The 15,281-nt window shown below is 67.5% G+C and carries 19 protein-coding genes and 1 pseudogene; 7 read left to right on the forward strand and 13 right to left on the reverse strand.

Features of this window, described 5'->3' with window-relative positions:
- Nucleotides 1–183 precede the first annotated feature (183 nt).
- Nucleotides 184–804 carry a hypothetical protein gene (locus AC5RTY_RS05615; RefSeq protein ID WP_494101534.1) on the forward strand — a complete coding sequence of 207 codons (621 nt, stop codon included), beginning with the start codon at nucleotides 184–186 and terminating at the stop codon, nucleotides 802–804.
- Nucleotides 805–897: 93 nt separating this feature from the next.
- Here the strand turns inward: AC5RTY_RS05615 and AC5RTY_RS05620 are convergent, their stop codons facing one another.
- The 4 genes from AC5RTY_RS05620 to AC5RTY_RS05635 all read right to left on the reverse strand — a co-directional run bounded on the left by AC5RTY_RS05620 (nucleotide 898) and on the right by AC5RTY_RS05635 (nucleotide 4,679).
- On the reverse strand, nucleotides 898–1,266 hold the full coding sequence (locus AC5RTY_RS05620; protein ID WP_494101533.1) for a cupin domain-containing protein: 369 nt from the start codon (nucleotides 1,264–1,266) through the stop codon (nucleotides 898–900).
- Between the two features lie 91 nt (nucleotides 1,267–1,357).
- Nucleotides 1,358–2,431 (reverse strand): DNA polymerase IV, encoded by a 1,074-nt coding sequence (locus AC5RTY_RS05625; RefSeq protein WP_494101532.1) that lies wholly within the window; start codon nucleotides 2,429–2,431, stop codon nucleotides 1,358–1,360.
- Between the two features lie 149 nt (nucleotides 2,432–2,580).
- Entirely contained in the window at nucleotides 2,581–3,747 is a 1,167-nt protein-coding gene (locus AC5RTY_RS05630; RefSeq protein ID WP_494109294.1) for an MFS transporter, read from the reverse strand.
- Nucleotides 3,748–3,791: 44 nt separating this feature from the next.
- Nucleotides 3,792–4,679 carry a dihydrodipicolinate synthase family protein gene (locus AC5RTY_RS05635; RefSeq protein ID WP_494101530.1) on the reverse strand — a complete coding sequence of 296 codons (888 nt, stop codon included), beginning with the start codon at nucleotides 4,677–4,679 and terminating at the stop codon, nucleotides 3,792–3,794.
- A 132-nt stretch (nucleotides 4,680–4,811) separates the two neighbouring features.
- Here AC5RTY_RS05635 and pdxR point away from each other — a divergent pair, with 132 nt between their 5' ends.
- Nucleotides 4,812–6,206: a MocR-like pyridoxine biosynthesis transcription factor PdxR gene (gene pdxR, locus AC5RTY_RS05640; protein WP_494101529.1), complete on the forward strand. Its 1,395-nt coding sequence runs from the start codon at nucleotides 4,812–4,814 to the stop codon at nucleotides 6,204–6,206.
- Nucleotides 6,207–6,241: 35 nt separating this feature from the next.
- Here the strand turns inward: pdxR and AC5RTY_RS05645 are convergent, their stop codons facing one another.
- The 3 genes and pseudogenes from AC5RTY_RS05645 to AC5RTY_RS05655 form a co-directional block, all read right to left on the reverse strand.
- Entirely contained in the window at nucleotides 6,242–6,397 is a 156-nt protein-coding gene (locus tag AC5RTY_RS05645; RefSeq protein ID WP_494101541.1) for a hypothetical protein, read from the reverse strand.
- A 116-nt stretch (nucleotides 6,398–6,513) separates the two neighbouring features.
- Nucleotides 6,514–6,660, reverse strand: a pseudogene (locus AC5RTY_RS05650) (aldo/keto reductase); the annotation flags it as partial.
- The gene (locus AC5RTY_RS05655) at nucleotides 6,657–6,884 is read right to left on the reverse strand and encodes a hypothetical protein (RefSeq protein ID WP_494139190.1); all 228 of its coding nucleotides are present in this window, start codon (nucleotides 6,882–6,884) and stop codon (nucleotides 6,657–6,659) included. The pseudogene AC5RTY_RS05650 and the gene AC5RTY_RS05655, both read right to left, overlap by 4 nt.
- Before the next feature lie 146 nt (nucleotides 6,885–7,030).
- Between AC5RTY_RS05655 and AC5RTY_RS05660 the strand changes: the two genes are divergently transcribed.
- Nucleotides 7,031–7,219, forward strand: coding sequence for a hypothetical protein (locus tag AC5RTY_RS05660; protein WP_494139191.1), 189 nt, complete (start codon nucleotides 7,031–7,033; stop codon nucleotides 7,217–7,219).
- 57 nt (nucleotides 7,220–7,276) lie between these two features.
- Here AC5RTY_RS05660 and AC5RTY_RS05665 read toward each other — a convergent pair whose 3' ends face one another.
- Both AC5RTY_RS05665 and AC5RTY_RS05670 read right to left on the reverse strand, forming a co-directional pair.
- Nucleotides 7,277–7,531, reverse strand: a complete 255-nt coding sequence (locus AC5RTY_RS05665; protein WP_494101527.1) for a hypothetical protein — start codon at nucleotides 7,529–7,531, stop codon at nucleotides 7,277–7,279.
- A 108-nt stretch (nucleotides 7,532–7,639) separates the two neighbouring features.
- The gene (locus AC5RTY_RS05670; RefSeq protein WP_494101526.1) at nucleotides 7,640–8,539 is read right to left on the reverse strand and encodes a ribonuclease Z; all 900 of its coding nucleotides are present in this window, start codon (nucleotides 8,537–8,539) and stop codon (nucleotides 7,640–7,642) included.
- 209 nt (nucleotides 8,540–8,748) lie between these two features.
- Between AC5RTY_RS05670 and AC5RTY_RS05675 the strand changes: the two genes are divergently transcribed.
- Nucleotides 8,749–9,354 carry a DnaJ family domain-containing protein gene (locus tag AC5RTY_RS05675; RefSeq protein ID WP_494049876.1) on the forward strand — a complete coding sequence of 202 codons (606 nt, stop codon included), beginning with the start codon at nucleotides 8,749–8,751 and terminating at the stop codon, nucleotides 9,352–9,354.
- Between the two features lie 7 nt (nucleotides 9,355–9,361).
- Here AC5RTY_RS05675 and AC5RTY_RS05680 read toward each other — a convergent pair whose 3' ends face one another.
- Entirely contained in the window at nucleotides 9,362–9,985 is a 624-nt protein-coding gene (locus AC5RTY_RS05680) for a uridine kinase family protein (protein WP_494102311.1), read from the reverse strand.
- 152 nt (nucleotides 9,986–10,137) lie between these two features.
- Here AC5RTY_RS05680 and AC5RTY_RS05685 point away from each other — a divergent pair, with 152 nt between their 5' ends.
- Both AC5RTY_RS05685 and moaA read left to right on the forward strand, forming a co-directional pair.
- The gene (locus AC5RTY_RS05685; RefSeq protein WP_494102312.1) at nucleotides 10,138–10,917 is read left to right on the forward strand and encodes a lipoate--protein ligase family protein; all 780 of its coding nucleotides are present in this window, start codon (nucleotides 10,138–10,140) and stop codon (nucleotides 10,915–10,917) included.
- Nucleotides 10,918–10,976: 59 nt separating this feature from the next.
- Nucleotides 10,977–12,086, forward strand: a complete 1,110-nt coding sequence (gene moaA / locus AC5RTY_RS05690; protein WP_494109293.1) for a GTP 3',8-cyclase MoaA — start codon at nucleotides 10,977–10,979, stop codon at nucleotides 12,084–12,086.
- A 141-nt stretch (nucleotides 12,087–12,227) separates the two neighbouring features.
- Here the strand turns inward: moaA and AC5RTY_RS05695 are convergent, their stop codons facing one another.
- From AC5RTY_RS05695 to AC5RTY_RS05705, 3 genes are all read right to left on the reverse strand, one after another.
- The gene (locus AC5RTY_RS05695) at nucleotides 12,228–12,857 is read right to left on the reverse strand and encodes an MBL fold metallo-hydrolase (RefSeq protein ID WP_494073860.1); all 630 of its coding nucleotides are present in this window, start codon (nucleotides 12,855–12,857) and stop codon (nucleotides 12,228–12,230) included.
- Nucleotides 12,854–13,942, reverse strand: coding sequence for an S-(hydroxymethyl)mycothiol dehydrogenase (locus AC5RTY_RS05700; RefSeq protein WP_493999841.1), 1,089 nt, complete (start codon nucleotides 13,940–13,942; stop codon nucleotides 12,854–12,856). The genes AC5RTY_RS05695 and AC5RTY_RS05700 overlap by 4 nt, the downstream gene beginning before the upstream one ends.
- Before the next feature lie 164 nt (nucleotides 13,943–14,106).
- Nucleotides 14,107–14,364, reverse strand: coding sequence for a glutaredoxin domain-containing protein (locus AC5RTY_RS05705; protein WP_127512700.1), 258 nt, complete (start codon nucleotides 14,362–14,364; stop codon nucleotides 14,107–14,109).
- Between the two features lie 168 nt (nucleotides 14,365–14,532).
- Between AC5RTY_RS05705 and AC5RTY_RS05710 the strand changes: the two genes are divergently transcribed.
- Complete coding sequence (locus tag AC5RTY_RS05710; RefSeq protein WP_494073861.1) at nucleotides 14,533–15,240, forward strand: SOS response-associated peptidase; 708 nt, start codon at nucleotides 14,533–14,535, stop codon at nucleotides 15,238–15,240.
- Nucleotides 15,241–15,281 lie beyond the last annotated feature (41 nt).

Genomic DNA, 15,281 nt, shown 5'->3' on the forward strand with positions numbered 1-15,281 from the left:
GGACTGCGTCAGAACTCGTTGACAGTCGCAGAACCGCAGGCGTAGGTTGACCGCACTGTGCGCCTGGCTGGGGGAGGAACGCAGGGACCGTGGTTCTCTCAACGGACCTGTCGCCACTACGGCATCCAACGCATCTCCCTGCAGGATGAGCGAGAAGCCTCCTGCCCGCCCAGGAGCCCCATCATGATCACCAAGAAGACACTGCGCCTGCCCATTTTCATTGCTTTTGCCCTCGCCGCGGGGACCGCGCCGGCCATTGCAACGCCCCAAGAGGAAACCCCAACCCAGTGGCCGCCCGAGGACACCGGGGGGCACTATCTACCGGTCCCCGACGATTACTACGCTCCAATAGAGATCGAGGCATGCGGCTCGACCGTCACCCTGGAATCCGGAGACGTTCGGGAAGTCCACTACAAAGCCCGGGTTAGGCAGAACGGGTCAACACTGGTGAAGTTCCGGGGCGATGCCACCGTGGACCTGACGCGCGCTTCGGACGGTGCCTTCATCGACGAACTAGACATCTCCGGACCGGGCTTCCAATACTTCTCGGCCGATCAGTTAACCATCGTCGACTCGCTCAAGGGTGCCTCGATCATTTACCCCGTAAGCCCCGCTGATGCCGCGGCGCTGGAAGAAGAAGGCCTACCCGAGTTCTTGTACTTCGAGCGGGGGTGGCTGGCCTTCCATATTCAACTCTCTGAGGATCCGGAGGTGATGGAGCCAATTTCAGTGGATATCGTGATGAACACCATTCGGCACGTTCACGATGTGTGCGAAATGCTCGACGAGGCGGCCGAGAAGTAACACGTTCTCCTCCCCGGGCCGGGGAGGAGGAATCGAGGATGAGGCGCCCCAGAGGGCGTCAGCGAGCCAATTGCGGCGACGCGAGATGACGCCTTAGTCCTGTCGCTTGGCGTAGTCACTGTATCCGTGCCAGTCAAGGACCACGCATGGCTCATCGCCTACGACCCATGCATCGTGACCTGGAGGAACCGACATCAGGTCGCCGATGGCGAACTCGTTTTCCTCGCCGTCGTCCATGACGATCTTGATTCGTCCGGACAACACATAGCCGGTATGGGCCACCTGACAGCTGTCCGTCCCGGCGATGGGTTTAACGTGCTTGGACCACTGCCAACCGGGTTCGAAAACCGCCCGCCCGACGGCGCCTGACTCGAGATTGATCAGATCCAGTTTCCCCTTACCGTCCTCGAAAGGCCGGGTTTCTTCGGGCTCGTTCAGACTCTTGCGGATCATGGGTGACATGAGGGTCTCCTTTGAACCAACCTGCCCTGCACACACAAGTGTGGCAGCACGCCGGGAACAGGGTCAACGTGTGCCGGCCTGACGGGGACCGTCACCAACCGCCGCGCGTCGGCGTATGTCCCTTTCGGGCGTCGTCGGGCATCGCCATCTCGGCCCGCAGGCCCAAGAGACGGATGGGACGGCCCGCTTCGATTCCGGCTGCTAGGTCCAGGGTCCGCGCCAGGATTTCGTGCCGGTCGAACGTCTCGGGAATCTTCCGCGCATGGGTCTTGGTGAAGAACGGAGCGTATCGAACCTTGAGGGTCAGCCCGACGACGGGCCGTCCCTCGGCCACAACGTCCTCAAGGACCCGCGCTGTCAGCTCCCTGACGGCGTCGTCGACCTGGGCGGGCTCAGTCAGGTCCTGCTGGAAGGTGCTCTCCCGGCTATGTCCCCGGGCAACCCACGGGGTGTCGTCCACGACGCTGGCGCCGTCCCCGCGTCCGAGTTCCGCGTACCAGGGCCCCATCCTGGGGCCGAACTCCGGGACCAGCTCTTGGGGGTCGGACGCGGCGAGCTCGGCAACGGTGTTGATGCCGAGCTTGGCCAGCCGGCCCGACACCTTGGTGCCGACGCCCCACAGGTCTTTGGTGGGCCGGCCGCCCATGACGTCAAGCCAGTTCCCGGCGGTGAGGCGAAAGACGCCGGCCGGCTTGCCGAAACCGGTGGCGACCTTGGCGCGGACCAGAGTGTCGCCGATGCCCACGCTGCAATGCAGCTGCGTTCGCTCCAGTACGGCGGCCTGCACCTGCCGGGCGTAGGCTTCGGGATTCTCTGTTTCGACGCCGACAAAGGCTTCATCCCAGCCCAGCACCTGCACGGTGGCGCCTGGCTGCGCTCGCAGCGTATTCATCACCGCTTCTGACGCCGCGAGGTACGCCTCGTGATCGACGGGGAGGATGACGGCGTCGGGCACTTTCCGTGCCGCCGTGCGCAAGGGCATTCCGGAACCCACGCCGAACGCCCGGGCTTCGTAGGATGCGGTCGACACCACAGCCCGTTCCGTGGGGTCGCCCCGGCCGCCGACAATGATCGGCTTGCCCGCAAGCTCCGGCCGTCGGAGCACTTCGACCGCAGCGATGAACTGGTCGAGATCGACGTGCAGCACCCACGGGATTCCGCTCACGCCACCAGTGTGCCCTAAACATCCCCGGCAAGCATCGGGGCGCCGCCGGCTTGGCCGCAATCGGCCTTCAGTGAATTCCAGCGGTGCCGACGGGAGTCCCGCACCAGCGTAGAGCGTGTGGCGCAGCCGTGCGTTGATCTGGCCTTGCTTCAGGACTTGGCGGTGGCACGGCGGTCCACAACCGAGGCGCCCACGACGGCCGTAACGATGGACACTGCAAGGAATAACGGCAGCTGGGTGGCCTGCGAAACAACGGCACCGGCAACAGCAGTTCCTGCCGAACCGGCAGTGATCTTCAGGGCTCCGACCCACACGAACACCTGGCCGCGTGCTTCCGGCGGCGCATATTCGCTGCGGGCGGCCAGGGTTGCGGCGAAGAAGTACGAGTTCGCGATCCCGGCCAAGGAGTAGGCCGCCACCGCGACAGGGAAGCTGCCGGCGAATGCAGCCCCGGCCAGGGCTAGGCCTACCCCGACCGCAAGCCATGTCATCAGTCGGTCGGCGTCGGCCTGCATCGGCCGGACCATCACCCCTGCCGAACCGGCCAGCCCGCCCAGCCCGTAGGCCGCGGCTAGGACGCCCGCTGCAGCAGGTGCGACGGCGAGCTCCGCGGTGCAGGCTACGGCCGTGATGGGCAGGACCGCAACCGACAGGGCGACAACGACCGTCAGATAGAGCGTTCGGCGCAAAGGACCCGACGAGAGCATCATCACCAGCGTCCGCCCCGGCTGAGGCACCTCCGAGGGCGCGGCAGCAGGCGGGCAATAAGGCAGGAGCCTGATCACCGCCGCGGCGGCGAACGTGGCAGCGGCCAGGATCAGCGCTGCCACCGCGGGACCCGACCACGCCGAGACGGCGGCGACAAGGGAGGGCCCGATGGTGCCGCCAATGCCGTAGGTGGCCACGTCCCAGCCTTGGGCGCGGCGCTGGCTGGATTTTCCCGGTCCCGCTATGGCCGGCAGCCGGCTGCTGATGCCCCCGGTCAGCAGGGGACCAACCAGTCCGGAAGCGACCAGCAGTGCTCCCGTGATCACGGGCCAAGTCACCGGATATAGCAGTACAGCGGCCGCGAGCGTTGTCCCGTGGGCCATGCAGGCCAAGGCAATCACGGAACGGCCGTCGCGGGCAGTATCAAGGCGCCGGGCGACGAAGGGGCCAAAGAGGTGGGGAGCGGTAATGCAGGCGCCCAGAAGGCCGGCCAGCCATCCCGGCGACCCGCTCGTTGCCACCAGAAGAATGATGGCAACGACCGCACCCCCGTCCGCGCTGCGGGCCAGGGTGGCCGCCACGATATAGCGGGCGAGTGCCCCACGCACATCGGTGCCTCGGCCGGGCGCGTGGCCGGTAGTCACCCCTTGGGTCACGCCCGAAGACCGCACTGGCGAATAGCGTCCGCAACTTTCAGGCTGCCTTCACTGTCCAGACCGTGAAGCGGCAACGGCAGGCTGGGTGACGGAATCAGCCCCAACTGCTCTGCAATTGCTGCGGTAACGCGCAGGCTGCCGTACGTCCGGAAGAGCGACCACAGGGGCTCGAGATTCGCCGACGCTTCCAGGGCCCGGTCGCTGCGGCCGGCCAACGCATGATCCGCCATCGCCTTGGCCGTTTCGGGAAGGACGCCGGCGATCACCGAGTACCACACATTACAGCCGGCGAGCAGCGCTTCCGCAGCGGCCCAGTCGCCGCTGATACCTACCGATATGGGTTCCGGCAGCAGCGAGCGCAACTCCCTCGGGCGTGCAGAAGCCTGCCCCGGCGGGGGAGGCGGGATCTTGATGGAGACAATCGCCGGCATGTCGGCGATGCGCGAATACAGGGCATCGGAAAATGTGAACCCTGTCGTGCCGGGGTTGTCGTAGACGACGATGGGTACCGAAGCTGCCGCCGCGACGTCCTGGTACAGGCCGAACACCTCCGCCTCCGTCAGGCGTTGGTATGAAACCGGGGCCAGCAGCAAACCCGAAGCCCCTGCCGCCTGGGCATCTTCAACATTCGCCAAGACATCGCGCGTACGAACCGCACCCACGCCGGCGATAACCGGGACCCCGTCGGAGGCATCGACAGCTGCCTCAAGTACTGCACGGCGTTCCTCCCGGGACAAGTACGCGTAGTTTCCGGTGGATCCGAGCACTCCAAGGGAATCCACGCCGGCTCTCGCAGCCCGGGACACCAATAAAGCAACGGCCTTCACATCGATGCGGTCATCAACAATCGGTGTGAGGGGGAAAGCGCAGAGTCCGTCAAACATGAGTCCTTCTTTCATCCGGCTGTCGGCTGGTTAAAAACGGAGCAGCGGCGTGGGCGTCTGGTTGCGGTTTCCATGGTGGCAAGCCCCTTGGACCTACACTAGGTCCAAGAAAAATCAAATCAGGAGGTCCATGTGGGAGAGGCCGAGCTTCCGCTCACACTCGACAGGAATGCGCCGGCTCCACTCGCCGCCCAACTGGCCGACCAGCTCCGCCGGGCCATCCTCGGCGGGCTGCTGGGGCCGGAGCACACGCTCCCGGCAACACGCAGGATGGCCTCCGAGCTCGGCATTTCACGCGGGGTCGTGGTCCGGGCGTTCGAGCAGCTGGCCGGTGAGGGATTCCTGGAAAGCCACGGTGCCGGTGGAACCCGGGTCGCGCTCCGCCCGGACGTTCAACACCCTGCCCACGAAGAACGCCCGGTCCCGCACCATCAGGACAGCAGGCCAATCATCGACCTCACACCGGGACGTCCCTCGCCCGCGCCCTTCCGGGACCGCGAGTGGCACACGGCCTGGCGCAAGGCGGTATCCGAACAAGGACCGACGCACCTGCCCCCGCCGCTGGGGACCGCCACCCTGCGGAAGGAAGTCGCAGGGCACCTGGCCGCAGCCAGGGGACTGGCCGTCGAACCCGATGACGTCATCATTACCGCCGGAACCAGCGACGCCCTGCTTCTGGCCGTGGCAGCCCTGCGAAACCGCAGAGAGCATCCCCACATACTCGTCGAGGATCCCGGGTATCCAACGGCCCGACGGGTCATGGCCGCCGCCGGTGCCGTGGTGGAGACAGTGCCCGTCGACGACGACGGACTCAAAGCCGCCCAGCTGGCGTCCCTTGGTCGGCCGCCGGACGCCGTGCTGATCACCCCGAGCCACCAGTACCCGCTAGGCGGCCGGATGCCGGTGCAGGAACGGCTGAATCTTTTGAACTGGGCAGCCGAACACGACGTGCTCGTCCTCGAAGACGACTACGACAGCGAATTCCGTCACCGCAGGATGCCCTTGCCTGCCGTTGCTTCACTTCCATCCACAGCCGACGTCGCGCTGCTGGGGACATTTTCCAAGTCCCTCAGTCCCTGGCTGCGGTGCGGCTACCTCGTGGTCCGCGGGGAATCAGGCCGCGCGCTAAAGGCGATCCGCGAAGACCTGGACACGCCGGTCGCCGGCATCATGCAAACGGCCCTTGCCTACTACATCCAGGCCGGAGGCCTGGCACGGCACATCACGCGCGCCCGCCGCGAATACGCGCACCGCAGGGCCCTGCTGCTGGAACGCCTTGGAACCCGTTCGGACCTTCAACTCGCCGCCCTCGACGGCGGACTTCACGCAGTCCTGCGGTTCCAGGGAAAGGACGCCCCTCTACTGGCCAACGACGCCCTTCGCCGCGGAGTCCGCCTGGCCACCCTGGCCGCCTACTACGCCGACCGGGCACCCGAGAACGGCCTCGTTATCGGTTATGGCGCCCCCAGCGATCTGCAGCTCACCCAAGCCCTCGACGTCATCGTCGAACTGCTGAGCGCGCCCTGACCGCTGCAACTGAACGCCGGCAGCAACTCCTCGCCTCAGTTGATCTGATCAGGGTGGGAACCGATTCGGCCGTCCCGCCGGTCAAGGCCGGCCAGGCACTCCATGGCGGCGTTGTCCAGCAGGAAGTCCCAGACGCGGAAGTTTTCCTGAATGCGGGGACTTGTTGCCTTGGAGATGGCGATATTGCCCAACTGGAGATGCCAGCGCAGGACCACCTGTGCAGGGGTTTTGCCCAGGTCGCGGGGCCAGGTCCACCACGATAGGATCCTTTAGCGCTGCCCCCCCGGGCCAGGGGACTCGAGGCCACGGTGCGGATGCCGTGGGCGGCGTTGAATTCCCGCAGTCCCGCTTGTTGGAACCAGGGGTGCAACTCGATCTGGTTGACCGCCGGCACGACGTCGGTGTGTTGGAGCAGCTGTTCGAGATGTTTCGGAAGGAAGTTCGAAACGCTCACCGCCCGTACACGCCCCTCATGGTAGAGGCGCTCGAGCGCCTTGGAGGTTTCACCCCCCCCTGCTCGTTGCCGTACAGGGCCGCGGTGTCGATGTGGCGGAAACCGGCCTGCAAAGCGCGATAGCAAAGCCCGGCGGTCTCCGGCGGGGGGATTCTGGCCGTGCCGAAGCCGAGACGGTCTATCCACACACCGTTGTTGAGCGCTGTCTTCTGCTCGGCCGCCATGGACGAGACTCTAGTCTGCGGGGCCCGCAGAAACGATCGTTCAGAGACGAAAGTGCCCACCCTGCATCACTGAATCTTCGAGCGAGCGGCCCTTGGCATCCGACGGCGACCGGAGGACGATTAAGGGACCGATAAAAAGGAGGTTCGTGATGTGCTACGCCTCGAATAGGGATTCCCGCTGGGGCTTCCGCAAGGAAGCCGTGGACACGCCGGAAACCCGCCGCGAAGACAAGGACACCGGGCGCGAAACCTGGACGAAGACTGATGACTCCGAAGTGATTGCCTTCCTGGACAAGTCAACAGTGGAAGAGCCAGCCAGCGACCGAACCACGTAGCCGAAACCGTACGGGATAGATGAAGCCCCGCAGTAACTCTGCGGGGCTTCATTGCGCCTACTGGCTCGGCGATTCATCCGGGTCGAAATCTTCCAGCGGGGCTCCCAGCCGGTCGTCCGCCATCCCGCCCTCGAGCGGATCGGACAGGGTCTCGTCCACGGGACGCGCGGAGTCCGTATCGATCCCGGCATCCACCAGTTCCGGCGGCACCGCGTCGACGCCCTCATCCGGGATGAGCGGGTCTTCACCTTGGATGTTCAGCTCCGGATCCGGCAGGGTCTGTTCGTCCTCCGGGCGGTTCTGCTCGCTCATTGCAGCCTCCTTCGATCGTGATTCACCTTGCGCTGAGATTGCCACCGTAACCCGGACGAGCCGGGAGGGAAACAGGCAGGGCTGCCGGAAAACCGGCCAGGGCGTGCTTCATCGCCCGATGCCGGTCCGCCGGCGCTGGGGAAACGGGATCAGGTCCAGGTCTCGGGCCGCAACCACCTCGGCCCCTCCTGCCCGCGCCCTGGCCTGTTCCTCGAGCGGGGCCAGGTCGGGATAGCGCGAGGAGAAATGGGTCAGCACCAGCGTGCCCACACCGCCGCCGGCGGCGAGTCCGCCGGCCTGACCGGCGGTGAGGTGGCGGTGCCGGACGGCAAGAGCACCGTCGTCGTCGCTGAAGGTGGACTCGGCCACGAGCAGGTCGGCGCCGTCGGCCAGTTCCTCCGCCCCGGCGCAGACCGCGGTGTCCATTACGAAGGCGAAGCGCTGTCCCGGGCGGGCCACGCTGACATCCTCCAGCCGCACCCCCTTCCAGGTTTCTTCCCGCTGCAGGCGGCCCACGTCGGGGCCGGAAATCCCGGCGGCAGCCAGCCGGTCGGGCAGCAGGGTGCGGCCGTCGGGTTCGACCAGCCGGTAGCCGTAGGCCTCGATCCGGTGGTCCAGGGGTCGCACCTCGAGGCCGTCCGCGATGGCCCCGGCGCCGCCGTGCGGGTGCAGGCGCAGGTCAAGTCCCGGGGAGGCGAGTGAGACCAGGGCCCGGACCACATCAGCACCGGAGGCCGGATAGTGCAGATGAACCGGATGCTCAACGCCGTCCAGGACCATGCGCGAGAGCACGCCGGGCAATCCGTAGCAGTGGTCGCCGTGCACATGCGTCAGACAGATGCGCGTGATCCGGCTGGCCGAAACCCCGGCGAGGATCATTTGCCGCTGCGTTCCCTCACCCGGGTCGAACAGCACTCCCTCGCCGTCCCAGCGCAGCAGGTAGCCGTTGTGGTTGCGGCTCCGGGTAGGAACCTGCGAGGCGGTGCCCAGGACGACAAATTCGCGCATGCGGCCGAGTCTGCCATCGCGGATGCGCCGGCGGCCACCGCCTGAAGCGCGCCGGCGCGGCCGCGCCGGCGCGACCGGCCGGGGAACCTGCGATCGGCGCATGAACGACGGCGACGCATTGCTGGCTCGCAACGGGGCTGGGAAAATGTCAGGAAAAGCCCGGTGGCCGAGCATCGGGCCCAAGTCGTACCGGAGGCGGTGTCTGACGAGTGAACAGCAGGGCAGCGGGTGACGACGGCCGGCGGCTGGAACGCGCCGCGGAGCTGCGGGCGTCACGCGAACGCGGGCCGGCCGACGCGGAGGAAGAGGAGCGGGCGGAGGCCGAAGAGGAGAAGCACCGGAAAATCCGGGAGCTGGACACCTCCCGGCGCGCGGACTACCTGATCCGGGATGCCATGGCCCGCGGGGATTTCGATGACCTGAAATACGCCGGAAAACCGATACCCAACCTGGGCAACGGGTATGACCCCGACTGGTGGCTTAAGGGGCTGATCGAGCGCGAGAACCTCACGGGGCTGGGCCCCGAAGCCCTGCTGCTGCGGACCGAGGACGCCGAGCTGGACGGACGCCTGGACCAGCAGATCTCGGACCGGCGGGTGCGCGAAATCCTGGAGGACTTCAACGCCCGGGTGGTCAACGCGCGGCGACAGTTACAGGGCGGCCCGCCGGTGATCACCAAGACCCGGGACGTGGAGTATGAACTGGAACGCTGGCGGGAACGCCGGGCGGCCAGGGCGGCCGCGGCGGCACGCGAGGAACCGGAGCCCGAGCCCAAGCGGCCATGGTGGCGCCGGATGTGGGACGTGACCGAATAGCCGGGCGCTACTTCCGCTGGGCGGCCGGTGTCCGGCGCAGGGCGGCCAGCTCCCTCTTCACCTGCCGCTTGGCGACAGGGCGAAATCCCGCCGCCACATAACGGTCGCGCACGGCGCGCTCGGAACGGAAGATTGCCCAGCCCCGTTTGAGCAGGAACGGCAGTGGCTTGCGGTGCTCCCGCAGGTCGCGCACCAGGCGGCGCACCGCCGTCGTGATGGGGGAGACCCTGATGAAGACGGGGTCAACCTCCGCCCCGAGGCCGCGCAGCCGACCGAGCACGGCGTCGGCGAAGATCCCCTCGGCAATCACCGGCCCCTCCGAGAGTTCCACGGTGCGGTGCCCGCTGTAGCTGGAGGTGGCGATGGAGTAGTTGGGGATCCGGGTGCTGCCGGTCTCCAGCAGGTCCATTATGGCGCCGGCCGCGGCGCCGCTGTTCCAGGTGCCGGCATGGTCCCAGTCGATTTCCCCGTACGGGGTGAGCGGCATGGGGGACGCGCCGGTGTGCTCGCTGATCTCCCGGTAAAACGCGTCGAGCTCCACATGCGGACGGCCGAACCGCGCTGCCAGGTAGGACTTACCGGAGCCGGAGACGCCGCCGAGCAGCACGAGCGGTGTTTGGGGAGAAGTCACATGGCTATTATTCCGTGTCGGGCACGGTGGCAAGGTCCTCGATTGCCTGGACCCGGCGCGGACAGCACTTTATGGCCCCGGGCCGTAAAATGGCAGGGGCATCCGCCGAGACCGGCGGCGCGGATCAGCAGGTTCAGGAAGCAGGCATCACTTTGGAGCAGTCGGCGCAGGGCCCTGGCGGGCTCGACTGGGTCCGCCAGCCGGAGTCTTTCGGCGCGGAGGCGGACCTGCAGTTTGGACTGGAACTGCTGGCCTCGGCCAAGCAGGGACGGCTCGGCGCTACCGTGCGCCTGTACCGTCCGGCACCCACGGTGGCGTTCGGGCAGCGGGACGCTCATCTGCCCGGCTTTCAGGAGGCGGCCCGTCGCTGCCGCGAACGTGGATTCGAACCGCTGGTGCGCAAGGCGGGCGGCCGCGCGGCCGCGTACCACGAAGGCTGCCTGGTGCTGGACCATGTGGAGCCGCTGGCCGATGCCATTGCCGGCGCGAAAAAGCGTTTCGGCCGGTTTGGGGAGCTCATCGCCGGCGGCCTGCGGGCCACCGGGCTGGAGGCCGGCGTGGGCGAAATCCCGGGGGAGTACTGCCCGGGTGAGTTCAGCATCCACGGCGCGTACCCGGTTGATCCCCTGCGCAGGATCAAGCTGGTGGGCACCGCGCAGCGGGTCGTGGCCGGTGCCTGGCTGTTTTCCTCCGTCGTGGTGGTGGAGGATGCGGCACCGCTGCGCGAGGTCCTCACTGCCAGTTACGACGCACTCGGCCTGGACTGGGATCCGGCAACGGCCGGCGCGGCCGAGGACCTGCTGCCCGGCCTCGGCGTGGACTCGGTGGAGCAGGCGCTGCGGGCGGCGTACGCCGGCTACGCCGACGTGGCGGACGGGGCGTTTGCCGACCTGCTGGCCCGCGTGCAGGTCCCGGAACCGGCCCCGTTGTAGTCGACGCCCGGCCCGCCTAGTCTGGAGGGGACTTCGAGTCCCGGCAGCGGAGGCACACCATGGACGGGCCAGCGCAGCACGGTCCGCACACCCTCGACGACGCACTGGGCCGGCCCCTGCGGGATCTGCGGATCTCCGTCACCGACCGGTGCAACTTCCGCTGCGTCTACTGCATGCCCAGGGAAGTATTCGGCCGCGACTTCGTGTTCCTGCCCAAGGACCAGCTGCTGACCTTCGACGAAATCGTCCGGGTGGCCCGGATCGCCGCCGCCGAAGGGGTGGAAAAGCTGCGGCTGACCGGCGGCGAACCGCTGCTGCGGCGGGGAATCGAGGACCTGGTCACCGGGCTGGCCGGGCTCCGCACGCCCGAAGGCCGTCCGCTGGACCTGGCGATGACGACCAACGGCTCGGCGCTGGCCCGCAAGGCCGAGGCGCTCAAGGCGGCCGGGCTGTCCCGGGTGACCGTCTCGCTGGATTCGGTTGACGACGCTACCTTCCGCGCGATGAACGACGTCGACTATCCCGTCGCCGCGGTGCTGGAGGCCATCGAGGCCGCGGCCGCGGTCGGGCTGGGCCCGGTCAAGGTCAACATGGTGGTCAAGCGCGGCCAGAACGACGGCGGCGTCCCGGCCATGGCGCGCCACTTCCACGGCACACCCCACATCGTCCGGTTCATCGAATACATGGATGTGGGCACGACCAACGGCTGGAACCTGGCGCAGGTCGTCCCGTCGGCCGAGATCGTGCGGCGGATCGATGCCGACCTGCCCCTGGAACCGCTGGCACCCCGGTACCCCGGCGAGACGGCCACGCGCTTCAGGTACCGCGACGGCGGCGGCGAAATCGGGACCATCTCCAGCGTCACGCAGGCGTTCTGCCACGGCTGCACCCGCGCCCGGCTGAGCACCGACGGGAAGCTGTTCACCTGCCTGTTCGGCACCGGCGGAACGGACCTGCGCGCCCTGCTGCGCGGCGGCGCGGACGACGGCGAACTGACGCGCGTGCTCTCCGGCGTCTGGCGGGCCCGCTCGGACCGCTACTCGGAACTGCGCAGCGCCGAGACCGCGGGCGTGGCCGCCGGAAACGAGACCGGTCCGGCGCCGCGCGAGGCGCCCCCGGCCACCGGTTGGCCAGGGCAAAGGGTCGAGATGCACTACATCGGCGGCTGATCGGTCGGCCGCACCGCAGCCGCGCGTGGAACCGATGGCGCCACCGCCGGCAAGCCGGATCCGGCCCCGGACAGCACACCGCCCGCACCCGAACCGGAATACGGTCGGGCGCGGGCGGTGCGGGACTGGGCCCGGACTTACTCAGTGGCCGCGGGCAATCCACTCGTCGAGCTGCGGCGCTTCGGCGCCGATGCTGGTGGAATCGCCGTGACCGGTCTTCACCGTGGTCTCGGCCGGCAGCGTCAGCAGCCTGCCCTTGATCGACTCGATGATCGTTTCGAAGCTGGAATAGCTGCGGCCGGTGGCTCCCGGACCGCCGTTGAACAACGTGTCCCCGCTGAACAGCACGTTCTGCGATGCCAGGTGGAAGCAGACCGATCCGGGGGAGTGGCCCGGAGTGTGGATGGCCTGCAGCCGCGCCCCCGCGATCTCGAAGGTGTCGCCGTCCTCGATCGCGTGGTCGGGTGCGCTGTCCGGGAAGACGGCGTCCCAGAGCATCCGGTCGGCGTCGTGCAGGTAAACCGGTGCCTTCACCAGGTCCCGGAATTCACCGACGGCGCGGATGTGGTCGTCGTGACCGTGCGTGAGCAGGATGGCCTTCACCGTCCGGGAGCCGACGGCGTTGGCAATGGCCTGCGGATCATGTGCCGGGTCGATGACGATGACCTCGGTGGCGTCGCCGACGATCCACACATTGTTGTCCACGTCCCAGGTGCCGCCGTCCAGCGAGAACGTGCCCGAGGTGACCAGGTTTTCGATTGCGGCGCTCATGCGACCTCCACCACCGAACGCAGCACCTTGCCCTCGTGCATCTTGTCGAACGCGGCCTCAACCTCGTCGAGCTTGATCCGCTCGGTGACGAAGGCGTCCAGGTCCAGGTTGCCCTGCTTGTAGTGGCTGACCAGCATCGGGAAGTCGCGGGACGGCAGGCAATCGCCGTACCAGGAGGACTTCAGCGAGCCGCCGCGGCCGAACACGTCCAGCAGCGGCAGTTCGATCTTCATGTCCGGCGTGGGGACTCCCACCAGGACCACGCGCCCGGCCAGGTCGCGGGCGTAGAACGCCTGCTTGTAGGTTTCCGGACGTCCAACCGCTTCAATCACGACGTCGGCGCCGTTGCCGCCGGTGAGCGCCCGGATGGCCTCCACCGGGTCCTGTTGCTTCGAGTTGATCCCGTGCGTGGCACCCAGCGACTTGGCCAGCTCCACCTTGTTGTCATCGATGTCGACGGCGATGATCGTGGTGGCGCCGGCCAGCTTGGCGCCGGCGATGGCGGCGATGCCCACGCCGCCGCAGCCGATCACGGCCACGGATTCGCCGCGCTTGACCTCGCCGGTGTTGATCGCCGCGCCGATGCCGGCCATGACGCCGCAGCCGAGCAGTCCGACCGCCGCCGGGTCGACGTCGTCGTCCACCTTGGTGCACTGGCCGGCGGCCACCAGGGTCTTCTCGGCAAAGGCACCGATGCCCAGGGCGGGGGAGAGCTCGGTGCCGTCCTCGAGGGTCATCTTCTGGGTGGCGTTGTGCGTGTTGAAGCAGTACTGGGCTTCACCGCGCCGGCAGGCCCGGCACTCGCCGCACACTGCGCGCCAGTTCAGGATGACGCGGTCGCCGGGCTCAAGATCGGTCACGTCGGGGCCGACGGCGCTGACCACGCCGGTGGCTTCGTGGCCGAGCAGGAACGGGAAGTCGTCGTTGATCCCGCCCTGCTTGTAGTGCAGATCGGTATGGCAGACGCCGCAGGTGAGGATGTCCACCAGCGCCTCGCCCGGGCCCGGATCGGGAACCAGGATGGTTTCGATGGAGACCGGAGCATTCTTTTCCAGGGCCACTACTGCCCGAACCTTGTGAACCATGCGGGAGTGATTCCTTCCTAGCGAAGTCTGGCGAGGCCGTCGTCGGCCGTCCTGCCCCATCCTAGGAACAAAACAGGGGCGCCACAATTTCCAAAACGATTGTTATGGAAACTGCGGCGCCCCGTGGCCCGCGGTCCGGATTCCGCCGGTGGAGCCTGCCGCTGCTAGACGCCCAGGCGTTCCTTGACCAGGGAGAGCGGCGGGTTCGTGGCGCTGCTGCCATCCGGGAAGAGCAGGGTGGGAACCGTCTGGTTTCCGTCGTTGAGCTTCTCGACGAGCTCCGCGGTGCCGGGGACCTCTTCGATATTAATCTCGGTGTAGCCGATGCCCTGCGCATCGAACTGGGTCTTCAGGCGGCGGCAGTACCCGCACCAGGTGGTGGAGAACATGGTGACGGTTCCGGCAGCAGGTGTGTAATCCAAGATGGCTCCTTCTGGTCTGAAAGCTTGTGTACATGTCAACGTCGCACCGGGCGCGGTCATTCCCGGCGCCGGCCGCGGCGGCTGCCGGGCGGGGAGTACCGCCGGGGTGCGAGGCCGTTTCGGGCCGCGCGCCGGGCTTCCGCCGCGCGGCTGGACCATAATGGAGGCATGTGCGGCAGATACGTCATGGCCCGGAGCACCGGCGACCTGGTGGCTTCCTTCGACGTCGATGAGTCCTATGTCGAAGAGATCCAGCCTTCCTACAACGTGGCTCCGACCGACGAGGTCCCCTTGATCATCGACCGCAAGCAGGCCGACGGCGAGGGAGTGTCCAGGAAACTCATCCTGGCGCGGTGGGGCCTCGTGCCGCCGTGGGCCAAGGACCCCCGCTCCGGCGCCCGCCTGATCAACGCGCGGATGGAGACCGTGACGGAGAAACCCTCGTTCCGAAAGGCGGCGGCCAGGAAGCGCGGATTGCTTGTTGCCGACGGGTATTTCGAATGGCAGAAGACCGAGGACGGCAAGATCCCGACCTACCTGCACGGCGCAGGCGACGAGGCGCTGGCTTTCGCGGCTTTGTTCGAGAACTGGCCCGACCCGGCCCTGCCCGAAGACCACCCGGAGAAGTGGCTGCGCACCTGCACCATCATCACCACCCAGGCGGCCGATGCGCTCGGGCATATCCATGACCGGACACCGCTGATCGTTCCGCCCGGCCTCTATGCGGACTGGCTGGATCCGGAAACAACATCCGAGGCCGACGTGCGGCAGCTGCTGGAGGCCATGCCCGAACCGCATCTTGTCCCGCGGCGGGTCAGTTCGAAGGTGAACAACGTGCGCAACAACGGGCCCGACCTCATCGACGAGGCAGCATGAGCGCCGTCGGGCGGCCCGGAAGCGGGGATCGTTCCCTGAGC

Source organism: Arthrobacter sp. Y3224055 (assembly GCF_059090825.1).